17 protein-coding genes and 2 pseudogenes are annotated in these 16476 nt (G+C 59.6%); 8 read left to right on the forward strand and 11 right to left on the reverse strand.

Annotated elements, in window-relative coordinates; all coding sequences use genetic code 11:
• The first annotated feature begins 96 nt into the window (after positions 1-96).
• The 6 genes from ACFFP0_RS24125 (at position 97) to ACFFP0_RS24150 (ending at position 6866) form a co-directional block, all read left to right on the forward strand.
• A complete protein-coding gene (locus ACFFP0_RS24125; protein ID WP_377264767.1) occupies positions 97-1668 on the forward strand; it encodes an ABC transporter substrate-binding protein in 1572 nt (523 codons plus the stop codon).
• 94 nt (positions 1669-1762) lie between these two features.
• Positions 1763-2704, forward strand: coding sequence for an ABC transporter permease (locus ACFFP0_RS24130; protein WP_377264768.1), 942 nt, complete (start codon positions 1763-1765; stop codon positions 2702-2704).
• Positions 2705-2709: 5 nt separating this feature from the next.
• A complete protein-coding gene (locus tag ACFFP0_RS24135; RefSeq protein ID WP_377264784.1) occupies positions 2710-3585 on the forward strand; it encodes an ABC transporter permease in 876 nt (291 codons plus the stop codon).
• On the forward strand, positions 3586-4572 hold the full coding sequence (locus tag ACFFP0_RS24140; RefSeq protein WP_377264769.1) for an ABC transporter ATP-binding protein: 987 nt from the start codon (positions 3586-3588) through the stop codon (positions 4570-4572). It begins immediately after the preceding gene.
• Positions 4565-5620 (forward strand): ABC transporter ATP-binding protein, encoded by a 1056-nt coding sequence (locus ACFFP0_RS24145; protein WP_377264770.1) that lies wholly within the window; start codon positions 4565-4567, stop codon positions 5618-5620. The genes ACFFP0_RS24140 and ACFFP0_RS24145 overlap by 8 nt, the downstream gene beginning before the upstream one ends.
• Positions 5607-6866 (forward strand): serine hydrolase domain-containing protein, encoded by a 1260-nt coding sequence (locus tag ACFFP0_RS24150; RefSeq protein ID WP_377264771.1) that lies wholly within the window; start codon positions 5607-5609, stop codon positions 6864-6866. The genes ACFFP0_RS24145 and ACFFP0_RS24150 overlap by 14 nt, the downstream gene beginning before the upstream one ends.
• Positions 6867-7031: 165 nt before the next feature.
• On the opposite strand, the pseudogene ACFFP0_RS24155 reads toward ACFFP0_RS24150, so the two are convergent.
• Positions 7032-7448 (reverse strand): annotated as a pseudogene (locus ACFFP0_RS24155) (transposase); the annotation flags it as partial.
• A pseudogene (locus ACFFP0_RS24160) lies at positions 7445-7950 on the reverse strand (transposase). The pseudogenes ACFFP0_RS24160 and ACFFP0_RS24155, both read right to left, overlap by 4 nt.
• Positions 7951-8119: 169 nt before the next feature.
• On the opposite strand from ACFFP0_RS24160, the gene ACFFP0_RS24170 reads away from it, so the two are divergent.
• Both ACFFP0_RS24170 and ACFFP0_RS24175 read left to right on the forward strand, forming a co-directional pair.
• On the forward strand, positions 8120-9064 hold the full coding sequence (locus tag ACFFP0_RS24170) for an IS481 family transposase (protein WP_377264773.1): 945 nt from the start codon (positions 8120-8122) through the stop codon (positions 9062-9064).
• A gap of 10 nt (positions 9065-9074) precedes the next feature.
• Positions 9075-9203 (forward strand): hypothetical protein, encoded by a 129-nt coding sequence (locus ACFFP0_RS24175; RefSeq protein WP_377264774.1) that lies wholly within the window; start codon positions 9075-9077, stop codon positions 9201-9203.
• 167 nt (positions 9204-9370) lie between these two features.
• Here ACFFP0_RS24175 and ACFFP0_RS24180 read toward each other — a convergent pair whose 3' ends face one another.
• The 9 genes from ACFFP0_RS24180 to ACFFP0_RS24220 all read right to left on the reverse strand — a co-directional run.
• On the reverse strand, positions 9371-10168 hold the full coding sequence (locus ACFFP0_RS24180) for a transporter substrate-binding domain-containing protein (protein ID WP_377264775.1): 798 nt from the start codon (positions 10166-10168) through the stop codon (positions 9371-9373).
• A gap of 35 nt (positions 10169-10203) precedes the next feature.
• Positions 10204-10938, reverse strand: coding sequence for an amino acid ABC transporter ATP-binding protein (locus tag ACFFP0_RS24185; RefSeq protein ID WP_377264776.1), 735 nt, complete (start codon positions 10936-10938; stop codon positions 10204-10206).
• On the reverse strand, positions 10922-11569 hold the full coding sequence (locus ACFFP0_RS24190; protein ID WP_377264777.1) for an amino acid ABC transporter permease: 648 nt from the start codon (positions 11567-11569) through the stop codon (positions 10922-10924). Before ACFFP0_RS24190 ends, ACFFP0_RS24185 begins: the two co-directional genes overlap by 17 nt.
• A 16-nt stretch (positions 11570-11585) precedes the next feature.
• The gene (locus ACFFP0_RS24195) at positions 11586-12269 is read right to left on the reverse strand and encodes an amino acid ABC transporter permease (protein ID WP_377264778.1); all 684 of its coding nucleotides are present in this window, start codon (positions 12267-12269) and stop codon (positions 11586-11588) included.
• 27 nt (positions 12270-12296) lie between these two features.
• On the reverse strand, positions 12297-13094 hold the full coding sequence (locus ACFFP0_RS24200; RefSeq protein WP_377264779.1) for a transporter substrate-binding domain-containing protein: 798 nt from the start codon (positions 13092-13094) through the stop codon (positions 12297-12299).
• Positions 13095-13120: 26 nt separating this feature from the next.
• Positions 13121-14197 carry an Ldh family oxidoreductase gene (locus ACFFP0_RS24205; RefSeq protein WP_377264780.1) on the reverse strand — a complete coding sequence of 359 codons (1077 nt, stop codon included), beginning with the start codon at positions 14195-14197 and terminating at the stop codon, positions 13121-13123.
• Entirely contained in the window at positions 14187-14996 is an 810-nt protein-coding gene (locus ACFFP0_RS24210; RefSeq protein ID WP_377264781.1) for a transporter substrate-binding domain-containing protein, read from the reverse strand. The genes ACFFP0_RS24205 and ACFFP0_RS24210 overlap by 11 nt, the downstream gene beginning before the upstream one ends.
• Before the next feature lie 185 nt (positions 14997-15181).
• The gene (locus tag ACFFP0_RS24215) at positions 15182-15985 is read right to left on the reverse strand and encodes a shikimate dehydrogenase family protein (protein ID WP_377264782.1); all 804 of its coding nucleotides are present in this window, start codon (positions 15983-15985) and stop codon (positions 15182-15184) included.
• Between the two features lie 13 nt (positions 15986-15998).
• A partial coding sequence (locus tag ACFFP0_RS24220) for an aldehyde dehydrogenase family protein (protein WP_377264783.1) occupies positions 15999-16476 on the reverse strand: 478 nt, incomplete at its 5' end.

The raw sequence follows: 16476 nt of genomic DNA on the forward strand, positions 1-16476 counted from the left end.
GTATAATAGGTGGAATGCGGCATGGAGGAACAGGGCCGCCGTATCGCCGCGGATGGAGCAAGTCCCGGCGATGGGTTCAAGACTTGGAGGAGTTCTATGAATCGTCGTGAATTGTTGAAGAGCGGGCTTGCAGCGACCAGCGTGCTCGCCATGCCGCGATTGGCCCGCGCCCAGAGCGCATCGCTGTTGAAGTTTATCCCGGGCGCCAATCTGGCCATCCTGGATCCGACCGCCAACACGTCCGCCCCGACCCGCATGCATGGTTACATGGTGTTCGACACCCTCTACGGGCTCGATTCCAAGTTTCAGCCCCACCCGCAGATGGTCGAAGGGCATACGGTATCCGATGATGGCAGAAACTGGAAGCTGACGCTCAGAGAGGGGTTGAAGTTTCACGATGGCGAGCCGGTTCGGGGACGCGACGTGGTGGCAAGCATCAATCGCTGGGCCAAGCGCGACAGCTACGGCAAGATTCTGATGGCGGCGACCGACGAGTTGACTGCGACGTCCGACAAGGACGTGACGTTCCGTCTCAAAAAGCGCTTCCCGCTGCTGCCGGCGGCGCTCGGCAAGGTCGGCGCCCTCGTGCCGGTCATCATGCCGGAGCGTCTGGCCAACACCGATCCCAGCAAGCCGCTGAGCGAAATGGTCGGCTCCGGTCCCTTCCAATTCCTGGACAAGGAATATTCGCCAGGCGCCCTGGCCGCATATAAGAAATTTGCGGGATATGTGCCGCGTGCGAACGGCCCCGAGGGTCATGGCTCCGCACCCAAGATCGTCCATTTCGACAGGGTCGAATGGCATATCATTCCCGATCCTTCCACGGCACTGGCATCGATTCAGTCCGGCGAAATGGACTGGTGGGAAACGCCCCTACCCGACTTCCTTCCCATGTTCGAGGGCAACGCCGATTTCAAGATCGTGCCGTCTAGTTCTCAGGTCATGTTCCTGCGTCTCAATCACCTCACCGAGCCGTTCAACAATCCTGCCATCCGCAGGCTTGTCCTGTCCTGCATTGACCAGGAGATGATCATGCAGGCTGTGGGCGGAGCCGGCAAGTGGCGTGCGAACTTGGGCCTCTATACCGGTTCGATGGAAAACGAAGCCGGCTACAAGGACGCATTCAAAGTACGTAAGGATTTCGACAATGTCCGCAAGGAATTGACGGCCGCCGGTTATAAGGGCGAGCGGCTGGTCATGCTTGTTGGCACCGATGGTGGTCGGAATCTCGCGGCAAGCCAGGTCGGTGCCGACATTTTCAAGAAGATGGGTTTCAACGTCGATTTCCAGACGATGGACTGGGGTACCGCCTCCCAGCGCAGGACCAGCATGGAACCGCTCGACAAGGGTGGATGGAGCTGCTTCTTCGTTGGCGGAGATTCTGAATACTTCCTCGACCAGGCGACTAATTTCTTCGCTCGCGGCAACGGCAAGGCCGGCTGGTTTGGCTGGCCGACGAGCGAGAAGCTGGAGCAGCTGACCACGGAGTGGTTCGATGCGCCGGACATCTCCGCACAGAAGGCGATCGCCGAGAATATCCAACTGCAGGCTTGGAAGGATGTGCCTTACATTCCTTGCGGGGAACTTCAGTCGCCCGGTCTGGCGCGCGGCAATCTGAGCGGCTTCGCCGCCGGCTTTCCGAAATTCTACGGCGTCAAACGCGTGTAGCTGGCCGGCGGCCGACGCCAGATTTCATGCCATGAACTACAGGCGCGGCCACGCCGCGCCTGTAGTCGCCTGTTACCAAGGAGTGTTCAAGGTCATGTTGCGTTATATCTTGAGGCGCTGCGTGTCTACTCTGCCGGTCATACTGGTAGTCGCGGTCTTCATCTTCAGCCTGCTTTACATCGCGCCGGGCGATCCGGCGCTGATCATCGCAGGCGATCAGGCCAGTCCGGAAGTCGTCCAGCGTATCCGAGAACAGCTCGGGCTCAATCAGCCTGCCTATATCCGCTTCTTTTCCTGGTGCGGGAGTATCCTGACCGGTGATCTCGGAACCTCGGTCCTCAGCGGCAAGCCGGTTTCGGAACTGATCGCACAGCGTATTCAGCCGACGGTTTCACTGATGCTGGTCACCTTGGTTATGTCGGTCGGTATCGCCGTTCCGCTTGGCGTTCTGGCAACGTGGCGGCGCGGACACCTGACGGACAGGCTGACGATGCTGTTCTGCGTCGCGGGTTTCTCCCTACCCGTCTTCGTCACGGGCTATCTACTGGCCTATGTCTTCGGGTTGCAGCTTCGCTGGCTTCCAGTCCAGGGCTATAGCCGGATCGAAAACGGCATATGGCCCTGGTTCCGGAACCTGATCCTGCCCGCCGCTGCGCTGAGTTCTGTCTATATCGCCCTGATCACCCGCATTACCCGCGCCACGCTTCTGGAAATCATGGGCCGCGATTACATCCGCACGGCCAGAGCAAAAGGCATGTCGGTCGCGCCGATCCTGTTCATCCATGCTTTGAAGAACGCGGCCGTGCCGATCATTACGGTCATCGGCACCGGCGTCGCACTCCTGATCGGAGGATCTGTGGTGGCCGAAAGCGTATTCGCGATTCCCGGTCTGGGACGGCTGACGATCGATGCCATCCTGAGCCGCGACTATCCCGTCATACAGGCGGTCGTTCTGATTTTCTCGCTGAGCTACGTGGTCATCAACCTGATCATCGACCTTCTTTATACCGTGTTCGACCCGAGGATACGCTATTGACCGACATCAGCATTCCTGACGTCCGGCGCCAGTCCCTGAGCGTCATCCTGAACGATTGGCTGGCATTAGCCCGCAGGCATCTGCTGATCGCCGTTCCCGGCACGATCTTGTTCGTCCTCTGTCTGGTCGCCATCTTCGCCCCCTTTCTCGGCACGGTGGACCCCGCCGCGCTGTCTCCCGCCAGTCGCCTGCGCAATCCTTCCTCCGCCAACTGGTTCGGCACCGACATGCTCGGCCGCGATCTCTATTCGCGGGTCGTCTATGGCAGCCGGGTTTCGCTCGTGGTGGGACTTTCCGTGGCTTTTCTGTCTTCTCTGGCGGGCATTCTGATCGGCACGGTTTCGGGCTTCATACGGTGGCTCGATCCGATCGTCATGCGGATCATGGACGGGATGATGTCGATACCGCCCATCCTGCTGGCCATCGCGCTCGTCGCGCTCACCCATGGGTCGCTGCTCAACGTCATCGTCGCGATTACCATCGCCGAAATCCCCCGGACCTCACGGCTGGTGCGTAGTGTCGTCCTGTCCATTCGAGAAGAGCCTTACGTGGATGCCGCCATCACCGCGGGTTCCACGGTTCCCAGGATCATTTTCAAGCATATCCTGCCTAACACTGTGGCGCCGATGATGGTTCAGGCGACCTACGTCTGCGCCGCAGCAATGATCTCAGAATCCATCCTGTCTTTCATCGGTGCCGGCCTCCCCCCCATCATTCCGAGCTGGGGCAACATCATCGCGGACGGGCGCACGTTCTGGCAACTCAAGCCGGCGATGATCTTCTTTCCAGCCCTCTTCCTCTCGGTCAGCGTCCTTGCCGTGAACCTGCTGGGCGACGGCATGCGGGAAGCGCTCGACCCAAGAATTGCGAAAGGCCGCTGAATGGCATTGCTCGAAATCGAAAACCTGCAGACTGACTTCGTCAGCCACGGCGGATCCGTTCGTGCCGTAAACGACCTGTCGTTTCAGGTGAACTCCGGAGAGATCGTGGCACTGGTGGGAGAGTCGGGCTGTGGCAAGTCCGTCACCTCGATGTCCGTCCTACGGCTGCTACCCGAAGCCACGACACGCACAGACGGAGTGATCCGCTTCGACGGCATCAACCTTCTCGATTTATCGGAAGCGGAAATGCGCCGGCTACGCGGCAAGGCCATCGCCATGGTTTTCCAGGAGCCGATGACGAGCCTCAATCCCGTCCTGACGGTCGGCCGACAGATCCAGGAGACGTTGAAAATACACGAAAAGTTGAGCCGGGCGCAGGCAAGGCAGCGGGCGATCGACATGCTGACACTGGTCGGCATCCCGGCGCCGGACCAGCGGATCGACGAGTACCCTCACCAGCTCTCGGGCGGCATGCGGCAACGGGTCATGATCGCTATCGCGCTCGCCTGCAATCCGAAGCTTTTGATCGCGGACGAGCCGACGACCGCGCTCGACGTGACCATTCAGGCGCAGATCCTCGATCTGATCCGCGACCTTAACAAGAGGCTGGGTTCTGCCGTCATCTTCATCACCCATGACCTCGGCGTCGTGGCCGAAGTTGCTGATCGGGTGATCGTCATGTACGCGGGACGGAAAGTCGAGGAGGCGCAGGTCGACGCGCTCTTCACGGATCCCCGCCATCCCTATACGAAGGGTCTGCTTGGGGCGATGCCGGTGCTCGGCTCTTCTCTCTCCGACGAGGCCCCGCAATCACTGGCCGAGATCCGCGGCCAGGTGCCAGCCTTGAACAAGCCGATCGTCGGTTGCGTCTTCGCTTCCCGTTGCGATCTCGCATTCGAGCGCTGTCGGCACGAAGCCCCGCTTATGACCCGGCTTGGCGACGGTCACGCGGTGGCTTGCCATTTGGAAGGAGGCGCCCATGCTTGACAGGACCGATCAGAAGCCTCCGGTTCTCGCAGTCGAGAATCTCAAGAAGCACTATGTTCTCGGCTCGTCCTGGCTGAGCGGGGAAACCAAGACCGTGTTTGCGCTGGACGGCGTCTCGCTGTCGATTGCCTCGCACGAGACCTTGTCGATTGTCGGTGAAAGCGGCAGCGGCAAGACGACACTCGGCAAGGTGGTCATGGGGCTCATCCCGGCTACGGCCGGCCAAGTTCATCTCGACGGCAGGAGGATCGACAATCTTTCCGCCGCGCAATTGCGGCCCTTACGGCGGGACATGCAGCTGATCTTTCAGGATCCGTTCAGCAGCCTCAACCCGCGCATGAAGGTTCGCGACATCATCGGCGAACCCATTGTCAACTTCGGCCTGGCCTCGAACAAGAGCGAACTCAGAGCTCTGACCGCCCAGCTACTTGAAAAAGTCCGCCTTCCCGCCGAGGCCGCGGACCGCTATCCGCATGAATTCTCCGGCGGCCAGCGCCAGCGGATCGCCATAGCCAGAGCGTTGGCGCCCGGCGCGCGCTTCATCGTCTGCGACGAGGCCGTATCGGCGCTCGACGTCTCCGTGAAGGCGCAGATCATCAACCTTCTGCAGGAATTGCAGAATGATCTTGGACTGACGCTGCTGTTCATCAGCCACGACCTTGCCATCGTCGAGCACCTCACCCATCGCGTCGGCGTCATGTATCTGGGAAAAATCGTCGAGATCGCGGATCGACGGAGCCTCTTCAGGGCGCCGCAGCACCCCTATACGCGAGCGCTGCTGTCCGCCGTGCCTGTGCCGGATCCGCAGCGCCGCACCACGCGGATCGCGCTCAAGGGCGACATTCCGAACCCGATGAATCCGCCGTCCGGCTGCCGCTTCAGGACACGGTGTCCCTTGGCCTTCGAAAGGTGCCAGCATGAGGAGCCGATATTGCGACCGCGCGGGTCGGACGGACATCTTTCGGCCTGCCACCTGGATGAACTTCCAGTGGCGACGGCTTCTGTACACGACCACAGGAAGACGGGTATCCGTTATGCCACAATCTGAAACCGGACTGCGCGATACGGGTATTCCTCCCCTTGGAGATAAGGATGCCGCCGTTTTACCCAAAGGCGCAGACCAGTTTTCCTGGTCGCCGGAGCAGAAGCTGGTCGCTCACCGCCACATGAACCTGCTGTTTCCGAGTCAGATCATCCATGCATCTCAAAGCGTGTTCTCCCTGAATAAGCGCCCCGACATATCCGTCGAATACAGCACCCGGGGGGATAGGCTCGATATCGACGGGTATATGAAGCGGACCAATGTGACCGGCCTGCTCGCCATCAAGAACGGCGAAATCGTCTTGGAACGTTACGACGGAGGAAACAATGAAAAGACGGTCTGGGCCTCCCGATCGATGGCGAAATCGATCACCTCGACCCTTCTCGGGATTGCTTTCTCGAAGGGCTTGATCAAAAACTTAGACGAGCCTGTTTCTGTCTATGTTCCTGAACTTACGGGAACGATGTACGAAAAGGTCACGATCCGCCAGAACCTCCAGATGACCTCAGGCATCCCCTATACCGAGGATACGCTCAATCCCTCCACCGACATCTTTCCGCTGCAAGCCTGCACGCTGAATGGTCGCAAAGGGGATTTCGTCCGTTTCCTCGTCTGGCTCGGCAGCAAGCAGAACGTCAGGCCGTCGCCTGCGGGCTCGGTTTTCAACTATTCGACAGCGGATTCGGTCCTGAACGGCCTCATCGTTGAGCGTGCGACCGGGCTCACACCGCCGGCCTATCTCGAGCAGGAAGTGTGGCAGCGTTTCGGGATGGAGCGTGACGGCTTCTGGAACATGGAATCCGAAGATGGAAGTGCCTTCGCCGGCTCCGGGGTCGGCGCCTGCCTCCGCGACTACGGCCGTTTCGGGCTGTTTGTCCTTGGTGGTGGAGGTCTGCCTGACGGCAATCGACTCCTCAACGAGACCTGGCGCAGGGACATGGTGACGCCATCGAGCGCCTCGTTGGATGTCTCGTCGCCCTACGGCTTCCAATGGTGGCTGCATGAATTCGGCGACGTCCTGTCCGCCAAGGCCGGAACCATCAATCCGTCCGACCCGCAAGCGCCGGCATTTCGTCCGCGTGGGAGCGAGAAGATCTTTTACGCCCTAGGCAGCAGCGGCCAGACCATCCTGATCAATCCTTCCGAAAACCTGGTCATCGTAAAATGGGCTGTGTGGAATGGGGCGAGGTCCGAACTAGGACGCTACGAGGACGCAGCCTTTTTTGCTGCGATCACGGAAAGACTTCATTGAAGTCAATAAGCTGGTTCTCGACGTGGAACTAGGAGACCTGTGCGCGGACAGGTTTTCCGATTGTATTTTCTATGTTTTCTCAGGCTGGGTGCGCTATGCGGCAAGCTTTGTCGTTCTGATGTTCCTTGGTTAGGCGACGGCTCGCCTTGCATGTCGTTCCACGGGCTATCCGGTCGCTGCAATGATCTTCAAACTCCGTTTCATATTGTAGACGATGGCAGTCAGGCGAATTTGAACACCTGCCTTTGCTAGCCCTCGCCTCCGGCGCAGGCCATAGCTTCGTTTCCATGTGCCGAAGATCTTCTCCATCCGACCGCGGATGCGGTGGATCGGTTGGTTCCACGCCTCAAGGCTTGCTCGTATTTCGGCCTCGTCGCGCCCCCACATTCCAGTGGCGATAACACGCGGCCTGCCGCCTCTGGCAATGACCGCCTTGCCAAAATGGTCACCGCGATAAGCGCTATCGGCATAAACATCGCCGGGATTGTCCGGCAGTGCATCAGGACCAGCCTTTCCGTCGTTGATATTGGCTGGGGTAACGGCGATCTCCTCGACAAGAGCCGTATCGGCGTCAGCGCCTACATGCGCCTTGAAACCATGGACCGCCGGGCGACCCTTGTGCTTGACCCAATGACCCTCGCCATCATCTTCACTGCCGAAGCAATAATCGTCGCATCGACAAGGGTGCCGGTCTTCACCCGAATTGCCCTGGCCTTGAGCTGGCCGGTGATCGCGTCGAACAGGCGTTTATCCAGACCATGAGCGACAAAGCTCCGGCGAAACCGAACGAAGGCAGTGCGTTCTGGTGTCGGCTCTGAACGGGAAAAGCCGCAAAACCAACGAAACGAGGCACGATCATCCAGAGCTTCGGCAAGCTTCACGTCCGACAGGTCGACAGCAGCATCGCCTTGAACAGGGCCAGGGGTGGCCAGGCCGGCTCGCCCTTGGCCGCGCACGATATCACCACGAGCGCTTGATCAACCGGTGCCCAATCGATCAGACCGGTAAGATCATCGAGCGACGACGCGCCATGCCGACCAACTGCAAATCCGAATGCTTCCTGCCCAATCCGGCGACGGCTCATCACACACCTCCATCATTCGACAAACCAATTGAATCATCAATGAATTCAGCCGTCTACAAATTTCCGCGCACAGGTCTCACTAGCTGTCGAATCTATGAAGGTTGTTCATCTGACGGGTCGGTGAGAGATTGGGGTTGCGAGACCAACCAATCATCATCGGAGCCGCCAGATGAACATTCATAAGCATGCACGCATGACCGTTCGTGGTCGAGTCCTTCTTGTTCAACGCATCGTGGTCGAAGGCTGGCGGGTCGAGGTTGCAGCCTCTGCGTCAGGGATTTCGATCCGGACGGCCTACAAATGGTTGTCGCGGTTTCGCGCAGGCGGCGAGGCATCGCTTCACGACCGGAGTTCTGCGCCGACGCGGAGGCCGCATGCGACGCCGCCGGATCGGATTGGCGCGATCGAGGCCCTTCGACGCCAGCGCCTGAGTGGTCCGGTCATCTCTCGCCGTCTGAGCCTGCCCCGATCGACGGTGGGTGCTATCCTGCGCCGGATCGGGCTCGGGCGACTGTCATCGCTCGATCTGCGGTCGCCAGTGCTGCGCTACGAACGCCAGCATCCCGGCGAACTGATCCATGTCGATATCAAGAAGCTCGGCAGGATCGACGGGATCGGACACCGGATCACCGGCAACAGGACGGGCCAGAGCAGCAGGCGTGGCACTGGCTGGGAATGCCTGCACGTTGCCATCGACGACGCGTCCCGGCTCGCTTACACCGAGGTTCTCCCGGATGAGAAGAAGCAGACCACCTGTGGCTTTGCTCGTCGCGCGGTGGCCTGGTTCGGCCGCAACGGCATCGTCATCCAGCGCCTGATGAGCGACAACGGCAGTGCCTACAAGAGCTACGACTTCCGCAATCTTCTCGCCGAGCTCGGCATTCGTCACATCCGCACCCGACCCTATACGCCACGCACCAACGGCAAGGCAGAACGCTTCATCCAGACCTCACTCAGAGAATGGGCTTACGCCGCTCCCTACAGTTCATCGCGAGAACGAACCACCCGGATGTCGGCATTCATCGACAACTACAATCTCAACAGACCTCACTCAGCTCTCAAAGGGTTTGCACCCTTCCAAAGACTGAACAACCTTCTTGGAAATGACAGCTAGGCCGACCAGTTTGAAAGTCATTGTTTGTCCGCGCGCGCTGAGCCAGGATTTGCTCGTCGGCATGAGCGACGCGGAATTCGATGCCAGCCTCGGCAAGGCCGTCGACCAGATTTTCGAGGCGAGCTCTATCAAGATCTGATCTTTAGGTTGCTTGAATATCCTGAAGGCTCGTCCTTTCGGATCGGCCTCCTGTCCAGCTTGTCAGGCAGCACGTTTTCATGATGTCCTGATGCTTAATGCAGCACGCCCGTGCCTCTTCGACTTGAGAAGGTACGGGCGTTCAAATTATAAAAGTTTGACGAATGGCTATTTGTCAGCCGTGATCTTGGCCGGAAGATCGACGCCCTGGAACTTCTTGTAGATCTCGTTCAGCTTGCCATTGGCGAGATTGGCCTTGACCCAGCCGTTGACGGCATCTTCCAGTGCCTTGTCGCCCTTGCGCAAGCCCACGCCGACATCGAATTCGGCGATGGTGAACTTCTGCTCGATCTGCCGTCCCGGGTTCTGTTCCGCAACACGGGCGATAGTCGCCGGCTCCTGCACAACGATATCCACCTGACCGCTGACCAGAGCCGTCATATTGGTGGATTCGTCATCGAAGCGGACGATTTCGAGGCCCGGAATTTCCAGCTTCGACAGAACCGTGTCGCCGGTCGTGCCGCGGGTCACTCCGACGCGTTTGTTGGCAAGATCCTTCTGCTCCTTGAGGTTCATACCCTTCGGCGCTGCGACATATTGAACGGCGCTGGCATAGGGAACCGAGAAATCGATAACCTTCTGGCGCTCGGGCGTGATCGAGAAGGTGGAGATCACCACATCCGCCTTGTTGCTGATCAGGAAGGGCACACGGTTCGGGCCGGTGACCTCGACGATTTCCAGCGAAACGCCGAGATCCTTGGCCAATAGAACGGCCGTTTCGTAGTCGGAACCTGTCGGCTTCAGATCCTTGTCCTTGAAACCCCATGGCGGACGGCCGAATTCCAGCGCGACGCGGATCTTGCCGGCCGACTTGATGACGGCGAGCGAATCCTGCGCCATGGCAGGCATAGCCGTCAGCAGAACCGAGGCCGACAGAACGGCGCCCAGCAATGTTCTTCTCTTCATGATATTCCCTCCCGATGAGATTGAGATTTCTGGGATCAGTGTTCGGCTCCTTCGGAGATGAAGGCCGCCAGTTCAAGGGTCGAAGGGGTCTTGAGAATGTCGGACGAGCCCATCTCGTGGACCTTGCCGTCACGCATGTAGATGACGCGATCCGCCACCTTGCGGGCAAAACCCATTTCGTGCGTGACGAGAATCATCGTCATGCCGTCAGCGGCGAGCTGTTCCATGACGCGCAGGACTTCGCCAGTCAGCTGCGGATCGAGCGCCGAGGTGACCTCGTCGAACAGCATCAGCTTCGGTTCCATCGCGAGACCTCTAGCGATCGCCACGCGCTGCTGTTGGCCGCCGGAGAGCTGTTCGGGATAGGAATCCATCTTTTCCCTCAAGCCCACCTTGGCAATCACCGCTTCCGCGATCTGGCGCGCTTCCGCCCGCTTGATGCCCTTCACGAGCCGCGGCGCCAGCATCACATTCTCTGCGACGGTCAGGTGCGGAAAGAGATTGTAGCTCTGGAAGACGATGCCGACATCGCGGCGCAGCGCCTTCAGGTCGATATCTGCGCCTTCGAGCTTATGGCCGCAGATCGTCATCGATCCGCCCTGGATGGTCTCCAGCCTGTCCATGCAGCGCAGCGCCGTGCTCTTGCCGGAACCGCTCTGCCCGATGATCGCGGCGACCTCGCCCTTGTTCACCTCGAAGGTGACACCTTTCAGGATTTCCAGGCTGCCGAAGCTTTTACGGACGTTCTTGAGTTCAACGATTGGCGACATTGAGCTTCCTTTCGAGCGCCCTGCTCTGAACCGAGAGCGGATAGCAGACGGCGAAATACATCAGCGCGGCGATCCCGAAGTAGAGGAACGGCTGAAACGTAGAGTTGTTGATGATCTTTGCATTGTAGGAGAGCTCGGCGTACCCGACGACGAGCGAGGCGATCGAGGTGTTTTTGACGATCTGAACCATGAAGCCAACGGTTGGCGGCGTGGCGATGCGCAGGGCCTGCGGGAGGATGACGGTGCGCATCCGCTGCCAGCGTGTGAGGCCAAGGCACTCGGCCGCTTCCCATTGCGGTTTTGCCACCGACTGCAGGCAGCCGCGCCAGATCTCGCCGAGATAGGCGCTGGCATAAAGGGTAAGCGCGAAGGTCGCGGCCTGCAGCGGTGTCACGGCGTTGTAACCGAATATACCGGGACCATAGAAGCACAGGCCCATCAGCACCAGCAGAGGCAAGCCTTGCATCACCTCGATATAAACGGCCGCGCTTTTCGATACCGCTCTCGAAGGCGAGATGCGGGCAATTGCGATCAGGAAACCCAGGATGCCGCCAAACAGGAAGGTCAACAAGCTGAGCACGACCGTGCCCCACAGGCCCTCGAGAAGCGAGAGAATAAAGGTAGTGCTCATCGATGTCTCTCCCGTCTCAGAGCGATGTTCCGAGCTTGCGGCGCCGTGGGAAGAGCGCGAGCCCGAGAAGCGAGAAGCCTGTCCGAACCACGACCGCCAAGGCGAGATAGAGAACGCCCAGCACGACGAAGACTTCGAAATTGCGGAAAGTGTCGCTTTGGATGCGGTTCGACATGCCGAACAACTCCTCGACCCCGACCGACGACAGGATGCTGGAAGCCAGCATCAGCAACACGTACTGGCTTGAAAGCGCCGGATAGACTTTCTCCAGCGCCGGACGGATGACGACGTGCAGATAGGTCTGGATGCGGGAAAGGCCGAGGCATTCGGCCGCTTCCAGCTGGCCGCGATGGATCGATTCGATGCCGGCCCGGACGATCTCCGTCGTATAGGCACCGATGTTCACGGTCAGCGCGATCGTCGCGCCGACGAGGATCGGCAGGCGGATGCCCATGTTGGCAATGCCGAAGATCAGGAAATACGCCTGGATCAAGAGTGGCGTATTCCGGATGAACTCGACATAGAAGCCGACCACGATGCGTGCCCATTTCGGCCCGCCCGTGCGCACGACGGCGCAGAAGGCACCGATCAGAATGCCAAAAACCGTGCAGAAGAAAGTGAGGCGCAGAGTGATCCATATGCCCTGCAACAGCAGCGGCCAGTATTCCAGCACCGCGGCAAAATCGAATTGATAGGTCATGCGTCTCGTCGCCTCAGCATTTTGGTCTTATCGGGACTCGGCTATGATTTCCGGCGGAAGATCGGCGCCCTGGAACTGCTTGTAGATTGCCTGCAGCTTCCCGTTCGCGACGTTCTTCTTCACCCATTCGTCGACCCATTTCTTGAGTTCGACATCTTCCTTCCGCATGCCGATACCCATCGGGGCAGTCCGGAGCGGAAGCTTTGCTTCCAGGTTCTTGCCGGGATTTTTCTGGTTGATGATGGCGATCAGCGTGCTCGATTGAGCAACCAGGTCGAGCTGGTTGGACACCAGCGCCGTCATCGTCGTAGCCTCGTCCTCGAAGCGCACGACTTCCGCATCCGCAGGTGCCGACTTGGTGATGTCCGTATCGTTGGTGGTGCCGCGCGTCACGCCGATGCGCTTGCCCGCAAGGTCGGCAAAAGACTTGATGTTCATGTCCTTCGGCGCTGCGACATAGGTCGACGTACCCGAATAGGGCAGCGAGAAAGCAATGGTCTTCTTGCGCTCGTCCGTGATGGAGAGGGCCGAAATGATGATGTCCGCCCGATCCTGCATCAGGAAGGGAATGCGGTTTGCGCCATTGGTCTCGACGATTTCCATCTTGACGCCGAGGTCGGAGGCAAGAAGCTTCGCCGTACCGACTTCCGAACCGGTTGGCTCGAGCTTGTCGTCCTTGAAGGACCACGGCGGCACGCTGAGATCGATCGCGATGCGGATAACTCCTGCGGACTTGATCTTGGCAAGCGTATCCGCGGCCAGCGCGCTGCCCGTTATGGAACCCAACATTACCGCTGCGGTCAGCAGCATCTTCATGGTGCGCATTCAATCCTCCCGATTGACGTTGGCAATTAAAGAGAAAGTGGAAATTGTTCGCCCAGCGCGGCGACGTGCGGCATGAGCCCTTCGACGATCGCGGCATCGAGATAGACGCCGGTGTCACGCGCCTCCTGCATACGCAGCCGCGCCCTGTCTCCCGGCACACGAACCGCATCGACACCCGGCCTTGGCGGGTTGGCATGGCAGGCATTCGTCAGCCACGTCATTTCGTCCAGGAAATTCGCCGAACTGCCAAAGGCAGCCGGGTCAATCACTTGCAGGAACGTATTCATCACGATGCCGGACAGGTTGTCCTTGCGACCGACACCGCACAGGCCCTGCGTCATGGCTTCAACAAGAAGCGCCATGGCATAACCCTTGTGGCCGTGATCCAGGCCGCCAACAGGCATCAGGGAGCCGCCGACCGAAAGCACCTGCGGATCATCCGTGGGACGTCCTTGCGCATCCAGCGCCCACTCGCCCGGATATCGACGGCCAGCTTGGGCCAGCTGGCCCGAGCGCTTGATCGTGGTGATCGAGCAACTGATATCGAGCAAGATCGGATCTTCGCGGGTCGGGATGCCGGCCGAAAGCGGATTGGGGGTGAAAATGCCTTCCGTTCCGCCGAAGGGCGCGACACCCTGGGAAGCCGGCCCGGAGCAGGCAAGGATCACCATCAGCTCCTTGTCGGTCAGCCGCGGCAGATAGGTTGCCAGCGCCCCGGTATGATGCCCTTCCGCGATCGTGACCGTGACGACGCCGAACTGGGCGACACGTTCCAACGCGCAATCGATGGCCCGGTTGACAAGCCATGCACCCGGCAGACGCCGGCCGTTCCATGCCACGCAGGCACCACGATCCGAAACACCCTGAAACTCGCCTTCCAAGTTCATGCCGCCGGCGCGGATTTCATCGAGATACCACGGCGCGATCACCAGGCCGTGGGTCGAATGACCCATCATGTCCGCCGTCAGCAGACAATCCGTCACCTCGGTCGCCATGTCCTGCCGCATTCCCGCGGCAAGATACACCTTGAGAATCAGCGCCCGGACCGCTTCGACATCGTAGCGGCTCGAGCCGGCCTGCTGGTGCTTGCGCTCACTTGGCATCAGTCACCTCCGGCGGCAGATCGATGCCGAAATTGCTCTTGTAGATGCCATTGAGGCTGCCATCCTTGAGGCTGGCGGCAATCCACTGGTTGAGCTTGTCGGCCAGTGCCATCTCGCCCTTTTTGACGCCAATGCCGGTCACATTGGTCTTCAGGACGATCTTCGGCTCCAGGCTGGAGGATGCGTTCTTCGCATTGAACGTCGTCAGCAAAGCCGGCGCCGTAACGTAGTAGTTGGCCTGGCCGCTCAGAAGCGCGGTGATCGACGTCGCATCGTCTTCGAAGCGGATGATCTCGGTGCCGGGCAGAGCCGCCTTGGTGATTTCCGTATCGTTGGTGCTGCCGCGGGTCACCGCAACGCGCTTGCCGACGAGGTCGTCGAGCTTGGCGAGCTTGTCGGTCTTCGGTGCGCCCACCACGATCTGGATGGCGCTGTAAGGCTTGGAGAAGTCGATGACCTTCTTGCGCTCATCGGTGATCGACAGGGTCGAGATGACGATATCTGAACGACCCGAGAGCAGGTAGGGAATGCGGTTTGCCGGCGAGGTCGGAACGAGTTCGACTGCAAGGACCCAGTCCTTGGCAAGCTTGTTGGCGATCTCGACTTCGGAGCCTGCATATTTGCCGCTCTCGTTGACCGACGAATAAGGCGGGGCTGCCGGATCGATGGAAATGCGGATCTTTCCGGCGGCCGTGATATCGGTCAACGCATCGGCATGCGCCATGCTAAAGGTGAGGCACAGAGCGGACATGGCGACGCCCACAAAGGCGAGTTTCTGAAGACGGCTGAAGCGATGCATTGGTTCCTCCCTTGGCATCTTACTCTCATATTTTGAGACGTTATGACGAATTCAACGAAACCTAAAGAGCAATATAAGGCTCAATAGATCTCCCGTCTCACTTCGTGAGAATTCGATTTATTGAGCTGCTTTAAAGCAATAGGAAGATGCCCAGAATTTCCCAGCCAGGCGTCTCTTCGACAGCCTTACCTCGCGTGGGCAAGCATGAATTCGAACAGAAGCTCGATCTGGCCCTCGAGCATATGCGTCCCGTCACGCGTGAAGCAGCCGATGCGGGCCGCCTCTTCGAGAATCCTCGTTGGTACCGGATCGGTGATGACGTCGGCGACAACCATATGCGGCGCGAGCTGAAGCGGATCGGCCGGTAGCGGATCGGAAGTCTTCATGCCCGCCGACGTGGCGTTGACGACGATATCGCAATCGCCGGGTATTGTGCCCGACGCCGTCACGCGCCCTGGATAGGCATCCTGAAGTTTCGCAAACAGCTTCTGCTGGTTTTCGGTGTTGATGTCATGGAAGGTGAGATGCCGGGCACCCTCTTCCAGCATCGAGACGCCGATAGATGAACCGGCGCCGCCAGCACCGACCATGAAGACATTCTTACCGGAGATTTCACGACCCGCTTTCAGTATGCCGGCCGTCAGACCAGCACCGTCGAAATTGTCGCCGAACCAGGTTCCGTCGGGCTCTCGGCGCATGGCATTAATAGCACCGAGCACTCTCGCCCGCTCCGAAAGCCTGTCGCAGAAGGCGGTGGCGGCGAACTTGTGCGGCAGGGTGATCAGGATGCTGTCGACATTCGGCATCGCCTTCAGCATGGGCAGAGCGCTGGTCAGATTGTCCCTCTCGATATGGAGGGGGACCAGCATCCCGTCATAGCTGGCGTTGCGCATGCGCTCCGTCAGCCAGCCCGGTGCCAGAACCTGGGCGATCGGCGAGCCGAGCAGGAAATGAACGCGCGTCTTTCCGGTGATATTGACCTGAGTCATGTCTTTTGTCTCCTCAAGCCTGGGTATAAGCCGTCTTCACCACGGTGAAGAACTCGGCCGCATACTTGCCCTGTTCACGCGGGCCGAAGGACGATGCCTTACGTCCACCGAACGGAACGTGGAAATCGACGCCTGCGGTCGGCAGGTTGACCATCACCATGCCAGCTTCCGAATTGCGCTTGAAGTGCGTCGCATATTTCAGGCTGGTCGTCGCGATGCCGGCGGAAAGGCCGAAGATCGTGTCATTGGCGGTGGCGAGCGCTTCTTCGTAATCCTTGACGCGGATGACCGAGGCGACCGGGCCGAAGATTTCTTCGCGGCTGATGCGCATCTGGTTGGTCGCTTCGGTGAAGAGGGTCGGCTGCAGGTAGAAGCCGGGGGTGCCGCGCTTCACGAGTTCGCCGCCGAAGGCAAGCCGGGCGCCTTCCTGCCTGCCGATCTCGATGTAGTCGGTGTCCTGCTTCAACTGCTTGTCGTCGACGACCGGGCCG

The organism is Neorhizobium puerariae (assembly GCF_042429745.1).
Lineage (GTDB): Bacteria > Pseudomonadota > Alphaproteobacteria > Rhizobiales > Rhizobiaceae > Neorhizobium > Neorhizobium puerariae.